This is a genomic window from Cellulosimicrobium sp. NPDC055967 (genome assembly GCF_042269845.1).
Classification (GTDB): Bacteria; Actinomycetota; Actinomycetes; order Actinomycetales; family Cellulomonadaceae; genus Cellulosimicrobium.
The window spans coordinates 71,455-84,352 of record NZ_JBHJYJ010000009.1; the positions used below are offsets into that span (position 1 = coordinate 71,455).

7 protein-coding genes are annotated in these 12,898 nt (G+C 68.0%); 2 read left to right on the plus strand and 5 right to left on the minus strand.

Annotated features, from left to right (window positions below; translation table 11 throughout):
- Positions 1 to 19: 19 nt before the first annotated feature.
- A complete protein-coding gene (locus ACFC2L_RS13140; RefSeq protein ID WP_375824753.1) occupies positions 20 to 3,754 on the minus strand; it encodes a DUF4132 domain-containing protein in 3,735 nt (1,244 codons plus the stop codon).
- Between the two features lie 76 nt (positions 3,755 to 3,830).
- Complete coding sequence (locus ACFC2L_RS13145; RefSeq protein ID WP_375824754.1) at positions 3,831 to 4,160, minus strand: hypothetical protein; 330 nt, start codon at positions 4,158 to 4,160, stop codon at positions 3,831 to 3,833.
- Between the two features lie 499 nt (positions 4,161 to 4,659).
- On the opposite strand from ACFC2L_RS13145, the gene dcm reads away from it, so the two are divergent.
- Together dcm and ACFC2L_RS13155 are read left to right on the plus strand one after the other, a co-directional pair.
- Positions 4,660 to 6,351 (plus strand): DNA (cytosine-5-)-methyltransferase, encoded by a 1,692-nt coding sequence (gene dcm / locus ACFC2L_RS13150; protein ID WP_375824755.1) that lies wholly within the window; start codon positions 4,660 to 4,662, stop codon positions 6,349 to 6,351.
- The gene (locus ACFC2L_RS13155) at positions 6,351 to 6,800 is read left to right on the plus strand and encodes a very short patch repair endonuclease (protein WP_375824756.1); all 450 of its coding nucleotides are present in this window, start codon (positions 6,351 to 6,353) and stop codon (positions 6,798 to 6,800) included. Before dcm ends, ACFC2L_RS13155 begins: the two co-directional genes overlap by 1 nt.
- Here the strand turns inward: ACFC2L_RS13155 and ACFC2L_RS13160 are convergent.
- The 3 genes from ACFC2L_RS13160 to ACFC2L_RS13170 are packed head-to-tail and all read right to left on the minus strand — an operon-like array spanning position 6,790 to position 12,883.
- Positions 6,790 to 7,839, minus strand: coding sequence for a PD-(D/E)XK motif protein (locus ACFC2L_RS13160; protein ID WP_375824757.1), 1,050 nt, complete (start codon positions 7,837 to 7,839; stop codon positions 6,790 to 6,792). The genes ACFC2L_RS13155 and ACFC2L_RS13160 overlap by 11 nt on opposite strands.
- A complete protein-coding gene (locus ACFC2L_RS13165; protein ID WP_375824758.1) occupies positions 7,836 to 10,616 on the minus strand; it encodes a Z1 domain-containing protein in 2,781 nt (926 codons plus the stop codon). The genes ACFC2L_RS13160 and ACFC2L_RS13165 overlap by 4 nt, the downstream gene beginning before the upstream one ends.
- Positions 10,613 to 12,883, minus strand: coding sequence for a DUF262 domain-containing protein (locus tag ACFC2L_RS13170; protein WP_375824759.1), 2,271 nt, complete (start codon positions 12,881 to 12,883; stop codon positions 10,613 to 10,615). The genes ACFC2L_RS13165 and ACFC2L_RS13170 overlap by 4 nt, the downstream gene beginning before the upstream one ends.
- Between the last annotated feature and the right edge of the window lie 15 nt (positions 12,884 to 12,898).

Here is a 12,898-nt window from a genome sequence, read left to right on the forward strand (position 1 = left end):
CACGGGAGCGTCCACCGGGTCACCACTGGCTCTTCCGCTCCCAGTCGGGGTCGAACGCCCCCGCCTCGGCCACCGCCACGTAGTCGCGGTACGCCTCCGCGACGAGGACGGGCGGCAGGTCCGCGATCCGTGCGGTCCCCCGCCCGGAGCCGCGGGCCGTCCGCTCGAACGTCAGCGCCGTCACCGCAGCCGCGATGTTCTCCTCCGGGACGAACGACCCCGTGAACTCGATCTGCACCACGACCCCCGCGCTCGCGAACGACTTGGTGTACGCGCTGAACCACCCGGCGTCCTCGGCCTGCGAGCGCGTGTAGCCGCGCTTGGTCGCGCGCCCGCGGATGGAGAAGCTGTCGGAGAACCAGCCCCTGTGGTCGTCGATCGCCGTCGCGCCGGCGGGGACGTCGGGCGTCGCGACGTCGAGCTGCGCGAAGAGCGGCGTGACCTCGTAGTCCGCCAGGTGCGCCGACCACGCGGCCGTGACGTCCGGGCCGAGCAGCACAGCGTGCGCGAGCCCGACCGTCGACCCCTCGCCGAGCACGACGTCCTCGTCGTCCGCGTCGAGGAGCGCGCCGCCGTCGGGACGGAACGGGCGCGCCCCGTCCGTGCCGGGGTTCTCGACCCACACGAGCCGCTCGACGAGCCGGGACATCACCGGGTGGCCGAGGAGGTACTCCTGCCACTCCTGCGCCGTCCACGTGCGGCCCACGCACATCGCCTCGTAGAGCCGCTGGGTCTGGAGCGCGACGACCGCCTTGAGCTCCTTGCGGCTCGCGGTGAGCTGCTTCTTCGCGGCCGAGACGAGCTCCGGGTCGTCCTGCGCCCGCGCGGCCGGGAGCGCCTTGACGACCTTCCCGGCGTCGCTCGTGAGCTCGAGGGTGAACGCGGGCGTGATGCGCCCGAGGTACTCGCGCGACCCGAGGTCGAGGTGGAGCAGGCCGTCGTCCTCGAAGCCCGCCGTCTGGACCGTCCGGTCCGCGAGCTGGTCCGCCGTCCAGCCGCGCCGGTCCGCGAGCTCGGCGGCGAGCCGCTGCGCCGTCTCCTGCACGGTCGCTTGCCGGAAGCGGCGCGAGACCGCGAGCAGCTCCTGGATCGCGGCCGGCTGACCGTTCGCGGCGAGCGCCTGGACCAGCGCCTCGGTCTGCGCCCGGCGCCCGATGTGCGCCTTGGCGTAGCGCTGGAACGTCGCGGCGAGCTCGCCGCCCGGCATCGCGACCGTGAGCGCGAGCATCCCCTTGTCCTTGACCGCCGAGCCGAGGTACGTCGCCTGGTGCTCCCGGTACAGGTCGCGATGGTGGTCCTCGACCGACTTGGACGCCTCGACCGAGTAGTACTCGGGCGAACGCTTGGCCCACGCCTGGTACTGGTCGTACCGCTGTTGCGCGCCCGCCGTCGCGTGCGCGTCGCTCTCCTGCGCCGACGGGTTGCGCGTGTCCTGCGCGACCCACGCGGCCAGCACGTGGCTGCCGAGGCGTGCGCGGTCCCCCTCCTGCAGGAGGGACAGGTATCGCTCGAGCAGCCCCGCGCCGCTCGGGTCCTTGAGCTTGACCGCGAGCACGACCCACCAGCGCAGGATCGTCGGGTCCACCGGCGTGCCGTCCGCCGCCCAGCGCGCGTCCGGCAGGGTGCCCAGGTCGAACCAGGACATGCTCACCGGCGTCTTGCCGCGCAGTCCCTTGGTCGCCTCCGCGAGCAGCACCTCCGGCGCGAGGTCGACCGAGATGTCCTCCCCCAGGCCCTCGAGCGACGTGAGGATCGCCGCCCGGACGACCTCGCTGCGCTCCTTCGCGAGCGCGGCCCGCAGGGCGGGCACCGCGGCGGCGTCGCCGAGCCGGGCCAGCCACTCCGCGGCGGTGCGGCGCACCTCGGACCGGCCGTTCCCGAGCCCCTGCTCAGCCAGGCCCCGCACGCCGGGGTGCGTGCTCAGCGCCTCCTGCGCCGTCGCCCGGTACGTGCGGCCCTCGCCGAGCGCGAGCTCGGTGAGGCGCGGCAGGAACGTGCGCGGGACGTGCGGGAGCTGCGCGAGCACGGCGAGCGCCCGGGCAGGCTTCGTCGTGCCGTAGGTGCGCTCGCGGTCGTCGAGCGCCGCGGCGAGCCGGTCGAACCGGCCTGCGTAGTACGGCCACGCGTTCTCGGGGGTCACCGTGTCCATGGCCCACCACGTGGAGAAGTACAGCTCGTCGATCAGCGCCTCGGCGTCGTCGCGACCGATGCGCCGCAGCGCCTCGTCGAGGACGCGCAGGTCGACGTCGAGCAGGTCGCCGTCGTTCAGGCGGTACCAGCCGAACCGGGCGCTCTGCCCGCGCGCCTCGTTGGCCTGCAGGCGCAGCCGGTGCAGGAGGGTGATGCCGGGCAGGCGCGAGAAAACGCCCGGGGCGGACAGCCGGCGCATCGCGACACCGCCCGGGCGACGCGTGCTCGTCCCGGACAGGAACGCCGCGAAGACCCGGAGGTCCTCGTCGGAGATGCCGGGCAGCTCCTTGAGGTCCTGCTCGACGGCCTGGCGACGCCACCGCGGCCACCCGTCGTCGTCGCCCTTGCCCTTGCCGGGGCGCGCCGCCTGCTCGGCGCGGGCGCGCTCGAGGGCGGTGTCGATGGCGGCCCGCGCGGCCTGCACGAACTCGTCGCCGAGCACCGTCTCCGGCAGTGGCTCGAACGGCGGAACGTCGATCTCGGACTCGTCGTCCCGCGCGGCGTCGAGCACGCGGGCGCGCTCGACAGTGTCGCGCAGGAGCGTCGCGCGCGCCCCGGTCGACTGCTCGGCGGCCTGCTCGAGGTCGGCCAGCCCGCCGTCGACCTGCGCGAGGCGCGTCACGACCGTCCCGAGCCGGGACGGCGCGAGTGCCGTGAGGAGCGGGGAGAGGATCTCCTGCTGACGTTCGCCGGGGAGCTGCGCGACGGCGGCCACCGCCGCCTCGCGGACGCCCTTGCTCGTGTCCGCCGCGAGCCGAGCCAGGAGCGGGGCGAGCGCGTCCGTCGCCGCCGGGTCGGACGCCACGAGCTCGACCAGCTCCGTCCGGCCCGCGGCGCTCACGCCCGGCACCGCCTGCGTCGCCACGTCGACGTGCGCGACCACGAAGTCGCGCGCCGGGGAGCCGAGCAGCGCCGGGCCGAGGTGCCGCGAGGCCCAGCCCGACGACGTCGGGCGCTCGAAGAGCTCACGCAGCACGACCGCCGTCGCCTCGGCCTCCGGCACGCCGCCCTCGACCGCGAGCGCCACCAGCAGGTCCGGCGTCCAGCGGTCGGGCGCCTGCTTGCCGTTCTTGCCCTTGCGGCGGTCGTTCGCGCGCCGCGACATGTCGTTGACCAGCACCGTGAGCCAGCGCGGGTCGGTGGGGCGCTCGCGGTCGACCTCCGACGACACGGCGCTGAGCACCCGGCCGAGGCGAACGAGCTCGGGGATCGTCACGGAGTCGGTCAGCGTGTAGAGGTTGGACCGGGCCGTGACGGCCTTCGCCGACGTCCAGCCCGGCACCGCGGCCTTGAGCCGCTCGTCCTGCGCGGGCGTCGTCCACGAATAGATCCCCGACTGGCCTGGCCGCCCCAGCAGCACCTCGACGTCACCGCCTCGCAGCGCCTCGAGCTCCAGCAGCACCTCGGGGCCCTCGCCCCGGTGCACGTACGCGACCGCGCGGTCCGCGAGACCCGGCGACTCGACGGCGAGCACCTTCAGCGCGTCGACGAGCCGAGCGCTCGGACGGCCACCTCCCGCCTGCTCCTCGTCCCGCCGGAACAGACCCTTGACCTTCTCGAGCACCTCTACCTCACCGTCACGTCGTCGCTGCTGGTGCGGCAGATGCTAGGGGCGGGCGCCGACACGCCGCCCGGGGCGCTCAGGGACAGGTCACCCGGCGGAAGGCGTCCGGGTCGTCCAGGGAGAACCGGTAGCACACCTCCTGCCCCACGTTCCCGGTGTCGACGCCGAAGAAGTCGAGCTCCGGTCGCGTGTACCGCACCACCACCACGTCGTCGTCGACCCTGACGACCTCACCGTCCTCGACGTCCTCGACCCCGCCGAGGTGCAGCTCGTTCCGGTCCAGGTCCGCGAGCTTCCACGCCCAGCGCGGACCGCTCTGCCAGATGCCGCGGGCGAGACCTGCCGCCGCCGCCACCGCGACGACCACCACCACGATCACGACGCCGTACCGCTTCATGTGGGCCACCGCGTCAGACTGCCATCGCAAGGCGCCGGACGACCAGTGCCCGGCGCCAGCAGGTAGTGCAACGTTGGGTGTTCGCCGGCGGTGCACGAGGGCGAAGAAGCCCTAGCACGGGCCACTCTTGCCCCCGGACGGGTGGGCCCGGCAGGACTCGACCCCCCGCGATCCACGATCACCTGGTGAAAGTGGTCTGACCTGCGTGTGCGCACCGGAATCGTGGGCCGCTGCCGTTTCGCGGGCCGGAGCCTCTGCGGCGGATCATGCGTGTTCCAGATTGGGACGGACCGACGACCCGGCGTCAGCCGAACTGCTACTGCTGCCCCGCCTTTCCAACACAGCGCGCAGACGCGGCGCGCTGGTATCGTGCACCCGGTCGGCCGTGCGGCCATCGCTAGCCGCTTCGCACGCTTGTTCGAATGGGCGGTCAGCTGGTAGCCTCGCTCGAGCTACGAACCAGCTGCGACGACCAACGCAGACTCGCACGTCCGCACCCAGGAGTCCCGTGTCCGACCAGTTCACGTTCATCGACCTCTTCGCTGGCATCGGCGGCTTTCACGCAGCGCTGGCCGGGCTGGGAGGGCGATGCGTCTACGTCGCCGAGAAGGACTCCTTCGCTCAGGCCGTCTACAGCAAGGCCTGGCTCAGGGACGAGGACGTACACGTCACCGACGACATCAACGATGACGTCCCGGTCGATACGGCGCACACCGTCGAGGAGCTCCTGCGCCGCGCCAGGGCTGGCGAGATCGTGGTCAAGAACATCCCAGAGAAGTTCGACGTCCTCGCCGCGGGATTTCCCTGCCAGGCCTTCAGCAAGTCAGGGAAGCAACTCGGCGTCTTGGACACGATGCGGGGCACGTTGTTCTACAACATCCTAGTCATCGTCGCGGCACGCCGACCCAAGGTCGTCTTCCTCGAGAACGTAAAAAATCTGATCGGCCCCGAGCACCGCGAGACGACGTTCAAGACGATCGTCGACTCCCTGAGAGCGTTGAAGTACGTGGTGAACGATGAACCCACCGTCTTCTCGCCACACCTGATAGCACCGGGGGAGGGTGGTGGCCCCCAGGGCCGGGAGCGGGTCTACATCCTGGCCGTCAGCGAGGAGGTTCTTGGTGGCCGCGATGGTGGGTCACGAGATCTGACCCCCTTCGACGGACCCACGAAGTCCACAGGTTGGTCACCCGATCGTTGGGAGATCGGCGGGACCGAACTGCGAGACGGTGCCCCTGCCGCGATCACGACCGACTGGCTGCATGACGTCGCCGCGAGCGGTGATAGTGCACGCGCGGCGCGTGCGGCGCAGGCTGAGGAGTACCTTGGAAACCTCGCCGAGTACGAGCTCGATGAGGATGACGCGTGGTATGACGTCTATGAACGGCTTCTCCGTACCGTGGTCGCTCAGCGCGAGAAGAACCAGCGTGGCTCATGGCTTCCGGGTCACCCGATCTGGTTCCAGGTCGAGGACCGGCTCTGGCTCGCGCTCCAGCGCGCTGACGCAACCTCTCACCGCGGTCGCGGGCGAAAGTCCCGTGACTGGAAAGATGAGTTTCTCGACAAGTCGCGAGCATTCATCGAGGCGTACTCTCCCCAGCTCACAGGCACAGCGAGCGGTGACCTGCTCTCGGAGATCTTGAGCCTGAAGAACCTGGCGTGGCGCAAGCTTGAGTGGCAGGCGTCAGACGCAGAGTCTCTGGCGCAATGTTTGATCCAGCTCCGACCCTCAGGAGTCCGAGTGAAGAAGGCGACCTACACGCCGGCACTCGTCGCGATCAACCAGGTACCGATTCTCGGCAGCGAGAAGCGTCGTCTCACTCCGTACGAGGCGGGCAGGCTCCAGCTCTTCCCGGACAACGTCTATGAGGCGATGGTCGAGTTGAAGCAGCCCCAGAAGCAGTCCTACAAGCAGTTCGGCAACGCGGTGCACGTCGGCACGGTCCAGTTCGCGCTCACGCAGTTCATGCTGCACCACTTCGGTGCGGACGACAACGGCTGTGACGCTGCTGACGTCGGCAGCCTGGAAGGGCTGCTCCGATCCTGCCGGGCGCTCGCTGCCCTGTGGACCCACGCCTCGGCGGAGAACACGGCTTCGGAGACAGCCGAGACCGTCGAGGAGGTTCCGCAACACGCAACCCCCGAGCAGACGGCGCGAACGGCCCGCCGACAGAGTCGCCCGCTTACGCGCGCGAGCTAATGCAGCCGCAGCACGTCCCAGCGCACCCGGGAGCGTCGTCGACTCAGGTCAGCCTCCGCATGTCGATCGCACGGCGGAAGGACACAGAGCCAGAGCTCGCACTGCGCAGAGAACTCCATGCGCGCGGTCTGCGCTACCGGGTGACGTACCCAGTCCCCGGGCAGCGCCGACGGACGATCGACATCGCGTTCACGCGTGCCAAAGTGGCGGTCTTCGTCGACGGATGCTTCTGGCACGGCTGCCCGGAGCACGGCACGATGCCGCGTTCGAACTCCGCGTGGTGGCAAGGCAAGCTCGCTGCGAACCGAGCGAGGGATGATGACACCGACGCAACCTTGCGCAGCCTGGGCTGGGCGGTGCTGCGGATCTGGGAGCACGAACCCGCCGTCGAGGCTGCAGCGCGAATCAAGGCGATGGTCGACGCGGCCGGAACCTCTCTCAGGACGTGAGCTTCCGGGCGATCTGCTCGAGGCCGGAGACTGGGTTGAGGACTCCATCGACCTGCTCGGGCAGCCTGATCTGGAACGTCACCGAGGCGGGGTCAATGTGCGTGATGCCTTGAAGGTCGTCGCTGCGCAAGACGCGGATCCGCTCGTCTGTCATGTCGTAGAGCCGCTCGAAAGTTGCGAACCACGGTCGTGTGAAGCGTGGATTCTCACGGTCCCGCACGTGGTCGTAGCCGGTGCCGGCGTCGCCGCCGTATTGGAGCAACCGTGCAAGGAAGCGGCTGGCCGCGCCAGCAGAGAGTCGTGCGCGGATCAAGTCCACCAACGATGGGATCGTACGGCCGACGGAACTACCGCCTTCGAGCCATCGGATCCCGACGCTCAAGACATACAGCTTGGTCTCGGGCTCACCGCTCACGGGATGCCCGACTTCGATCTGGTGGAACCCCTGGACCATGTGCGTCGACGACGATCCCGTCCCGGTCTTCACCTCGACGCCCACAGTCCCCAGCTGGAGATCGCGTGCCGAGGGTCCGTAGCCGAACCAGGAATCGGCCACATGGTCGGGGGTCGGCGAGTGCCGTGTCAGCGCCTCTAGTGCGAGCAGTTCGCCGACGAGCCCGGTGAGGACCTGATTTCTCCCCGCCGTTTCTCGCAGGAGCAACATGATCACAGGTTCGGTCGCGGTGAAGGCCCTTTGCGGTTCCGCCTCGAGACCGTTGGCGAGCAGCTCAGCACAAACGAAGGCAGCCACGCCGGGCAGGTTTGCATCACCTGGTAGCACGAGGCGGCTTGCCTCAAGATCCGTACCATCAGAGGTCGTCCAGATCTGATGAGTCAGGCACCCACTGACCTCCGTCCTGCCTGCGTGCAGCTCCGGCCCTACGACGAAGAGCTCGATTGAGCCACTCTGGTCGCGGGACAGACCTAGAGACTTGCGTCCATTCGCCCAGATGACTGTGCGTCCGCTCTTCTCCGTCGACGAAGGTTGCTGCTCGATCGCCGCACGAAGCCACTCGAAGGACTGGTTGGTTCCCGTCATGCGCCTGCCTCACCGAGTGTGGCCTTGATGTGGTCGGGACCGCCAAGCGGCAGGGAGACGCCGACGACGATGCTTTGGCTACCGTCTTCCCGGCCGATGACGTGGAACAGAAGCAGTCCGTCGGACCCCGGCGCACGCGCGCCATCGAGGGTGAGGTCCGCGTGGAGGGAGTCAGGCAGGACGGTGCTCTCGAACAGTTCGTCGCCACGCACCTGATCGCCGACATAGTTGCGTGATCCCCAGGAAGCCTTGAGGCCTGAGGTCCCATCGACGACCGAACGCTGCATCGGACGGACCGTCCACGGGAGACTCGCAAGCGGACCGGCGGTAACGGGATCGCCGGAGCCGAAACGAAGGCCGACCCACAACCGCGGCCGGCGCCGTTCAAGCGTCTCCTTCTCGACAAGGTCCCACGGTACGGGCCGGTCGTCCGTCGTCATGAGACCCGGCACGAGGCGAGGGATCGCAGCGTGCCACAGCCGTAGGTAGGCGGCGATCTCGTACGGTGAGGTGCTCCCGAGGTCGACCGAAGCCTCCACGCGAGGGGCCCGGTACAGCGGGGAGGCCAGGTCGTCCGCGGGAAGCTTGGCGTGGTGCGCGACCGAGGACCACCTAGACGCCTCGCGGCTGACCGGACCGGGACCGTGGTCCGTGTAAGCAAGTCGATCTAGGAGGTCCGCAGCGTCGAGCAGGGCGACAGGCTCGTCGAGCAGAAGACCTTGGCTCGCCGTACTGTCGGGGACTGGCGTGACGGCGTGGGAGAAGAGCTGACTCACGAAGCGCAGGTTCTCGTCGTCGAGCCCCGGTGGGTTCATGTGCCGGACGAATGGCTTCGGCCCCGGGAAGAGCGGTTGCGCCTGGACGTTCGTGATCTTCCCTGTCGCGCGGAAAGACCTGCCCTGCAGAATCGTCAGGTCGGGAACCGTCTCGGACTCCATCGCGTGCAAGACGTCGCGGCGCAGTGCCTCGTCGTTCTCGTGGTATCTCGTGAACAGATCGATCTGATCCTGCGGCATCAGCACGCGGCACAGGTCGACGTACCCACCCCGGTAACCGAACCAACGCTGCATCTGCATCTGTGTGTCGGCTAGCGGCGTTGACGCGCTCCGGGTAAACAGGGTCGTGGTGAGACCCTCGAGTGTGAGGCCGCGAGACATCACGTTCCCCGAGACGAAGATCGTCGAGCAGTTTGCCGGTGCCCCCCACGACCCGTCGACACGCTCATGAGGGGAGAACTCGGGGCGATCATCTGCGTTTTCGTCGCTGTTGATAACAGCGACGCCGGTACCGGGCACAACCTCGTCGAGGATCGTCCGACGGACCAGGTCCCAGTCGTCGACAACCGTGGGCACAGCTTCCAAGGCAAGCACCGTCGCAGTCTTCGCTGCCCCCTCACGATAGGTCTCAAGCCAGGCTGTCCAGCGCTCGACATGCTCTTCCATGTCCGTTGCAATGCCGACGGTCCCGAGCGGCCGACCGCGAGATCCCGTCTCTGCGTACGAGTGATGGTCGGTGTCGGTTCCGTGCGACCAGTCGAGAATCTTCTTGGCGAGGTCGAAATGAGAATCCTTCGTCGCGGCCGGGTTAACCAACATCGACATCGGAGGCAGGACGTGATCACGTACCTCAGCGCGGCTCGCGAACGTCCGGCTCTCAGCCTGAACCGGGCCGAGGCGTGACGGGTTCCGAAGGGCCCTTAGCGCCGATGCAACCAGATAGGCGCGGACGCCGTCGGCGACGAGGTCGTCGGGGTCCACCTCGTCGGTCGGGACGCAGATCGGCACGTCAGCGAGGGTGTGGTAGTAAACCTCGCCTCCCGTGTACCACCCCCTGATGCCGTCGGGGATGCGGTATGAGGAGGAACGGACCGCGGGGTCGCCCACGGCACCTGGAGTGCGCAGGCTGGCGACGAACTCGGTGGGTGCGAGCGGGTTCCTGGCATCCTGCAGGAAGTTGGCCTGAGGAGTGGCCGTGTACGCGAGGTAGGTTGCGTATACGTGCGGGAAGGCCGTCTGACCAGGTCGGTTCCGGGCTTCCCAGAGGTCCAGGATGCGGCGAGGGACCTGCTTGTACCGGACGTCGAGCGTGTCGCTGGCATCGGCTGAGACATCCACCACCGACGAGTCGTCCGCCTCGTCGTCAATCACGAGAAGGTGGAACGGACGGTCCCGTTTCGCGGAGGCTGGGTAGACGGCGTCGTGCAGGGCCCGCCCGAGCCGCTCGAGGTGCGCGGTGTTCTTCATCGCGACGACCAGGAGCGGGCGGTTCTTCTTGATGGCTTGTTCGGCCGCGCCGTGCGAGATCGAGTACACGAGGTCCAGGTCGGATCCCTCGAGTTCCGACGCTCGGCCTCGCGGGAGTCGTAGGCGCCGCTTGTGCGAGTCCGGCAAGGTATCGAGCTGCTCCAGGACTCTCTCCAGAGTCTGCACCCAGAGCGTCGTGCGGGTACCGCCAAGGATGACGAGCCCATCAACGCCGCGGTCCAATGCTAGTGCCGCGACAGCCATCATTGAGGCGGTTTTACCGGACTGGACGGCACCCATCACCAGGCCACGCCGCTCACGGGACGACATCCAACCCTTGGAGCCTGGCTCGCCGTCCCCGAAGATCCCGCGCTCGACGATAAACCGGGCGTCGTCCTCGATGACGTCTCGACTCGTCTCCCCGATCCCTGATGCCGCCAGGCGTTCCGCATAGGCGGACCACCAGGTGGCGGCTAGGTGGGCCTTGGCCACGACATGGTCGACGCCGTGCCGAGGCGGGACTGGCTCGTTCATCGGACGACGTAGCCGCTCGGAGTCTCAGCGTTCGCAACGAGAGCCCTCAGGCCGGAGTAGCCGAACTGTGCCTTCAACGCGTCGTGAGCCTCCTCAGAGTCGACCTCGAGGAGGCGCAGGATCTCGCCGACGACGAACCCAATCCACCGCCACTGCTCCTTTGACTGGCTCTGGCTTGGCTTCTGCCATCGTTCGGACGCATTCCGGATCGACGGCGCGGCGTCCTCAAAGGCGTCGACCAGATCGTCTCCGAGCACGGCACCTGCCGCGGACAGGCCGATCAGGCTCGCGACGAGACGCAGTTCCTGCCACTTTCCCGCGCCCTTCGCAGTCCCGCTGCGGAACGTCTTCGACCAGACGTCGTCCGGTGTCGCGTGGGCGTCCAGCGCATGATCCATCAGCAGCATCGCCTGCCGGATCTTTTCCGTGTCGCGCAGCGGGTCGTGCCTGTCGCCGGCGACCCGCTGCAACAGGGCGTCGATGTGCGCGGCGGTCGATCGCGTCACGCTGTCGCCGTCCTTGTCTTCGAGGAGCAACGCCGCCGCAACCCAGGAGAGGACCTTCGTGCGCTTATAGCCGACCGAGCCGAACGCGTACTCGGTAAGATTCGCACCAGTCGATGTCAAGTCGTCCCAGTCGTCGAGGAGGAAGTCCGCAACCTCGTCGACGGCTGACGAGTCGCCTGCGGTGACGAGCAGCGCGCGCATGAGATCAAGCCGGTGGTACAGCGCGTTTCGGATCTCTTCGGCGTTCAGGCGCTTGCCCTGCTTGTTGTACAGAGCAAACACCTCGTGCACCTGAGCCGTCGTGACCTGCTTGTAGACGATCACGGGGATCTTGTAGGACGCGTCGGCCTTCTCGAAGATGTAACTGACCTTGCGCGGCTTGCCCTGGACGGAGATCTGGGTGTCGCGCACTTCGTAGTAGTACTTACCCTGCAGCGGTTCCAGGTCACCGGTGAGCGGCTTCCTGCTGTCGACCGTTGTGCTGGAACGAAGCGGGAACGGGAATTGGTTCGCCCTTGCGACTTCGGCGGTCAACTGCTCCGTCTCGTGCTGCTTCCAGAGGCTACGGAATTTTTTGTAGTCCGTGCGGAAGATCTCCGCAAGATTCGATACACCCCAGATGACGCTCTTCTCTTCGACAACTCTCAAGGCCCGCGGATGGGCACCGATGAACCGCAGGATCGAGGTAAGTCGCTGCTTGCCGTCGACCACCTCGTACTCCGTCCCCCTCTCGGAGTCTCGCTCGAGGATGATGACCGAGGGGAGGGGGATCCCTCGGACGATCGATTCGATGAGTTTCTGTGCGTAACCCGTCGGCCAGACATCCGCGCGTTGATACGAAGGACTGAGGTTCAGCTCATCGTCGGACGCGTATCCCACGAAGCTGGCAATCGGCCAAGTGCTTGCCTCCGCGTCAATCGGACCGCCCTGCTCTGCCAAGTCGTCGTCTTCTTCGTCCTCCCACGAGTCGACCCAGGCGAGCGAGGCGCTCGTCAACGTCGCGGTGCCCTCGACCGCCTCCTCCATCCTCGCCCGGAACTCGTCGCGCAGGGCCAACGTCCGCCCGAGCCGCTGCTCGAGAGCGCGCAGGAGGTCAAGCCCTGATGCGTATCCTTCGAGACCTAATCCGGCCGAGAGGCTGCGGTCGAAGGCTTCAGAGTCCGAGTCATCGATCGAGGCGCTCAGGTTCAGCCAGTACCGCACGTCAAGAAGCCGCTGTCGCCACGAACCGTCGTCGAAGCGGACGTCCTTGGCCGAGAAGGGCAGCGGCGGTTCACCAAAGTCCTCCGGCACGGGACCGGGCTCGCTCAGGCGGGCAAGGTAGTCGGCAACATTCTGCTCGACCTCATCGACCGGAGTGGTCTCGGACATCGGCACATCCTCTTCTTGCGTACTCGGGCGGGAAGGAAAACGAGGGTCGAGCAGTCGCTCGACGAGGTCGCTCGCCTCGGACGGGGTGGCCCTTGCGAGCCGCGCGCGGGCCGCAGCATCCACGAGGAGGTTCATGCCTTTGAGGGTGATCGTGTCGCCGGCGGACTGGCACTCGTCGTCCCAGACCACATCAAGCGCGTCCGCGATCGCCCTGGCACAACGGTGCTTCGAACGGAGGTCCTGAAGCTCCAGGCCCAGCAAGGCACCAAGGGTCACCAGCGACGCCTTCTTCTCCTTGCTTCCTCGGCCGAGCGGCTCGGGCGGGGTGCCCGCGAGCACGTAGATCCGGGCAACCGCAGCAGCCTTCGAGGTCGCACTCGTGTAGTCCAACGGGTCCCCTTGACA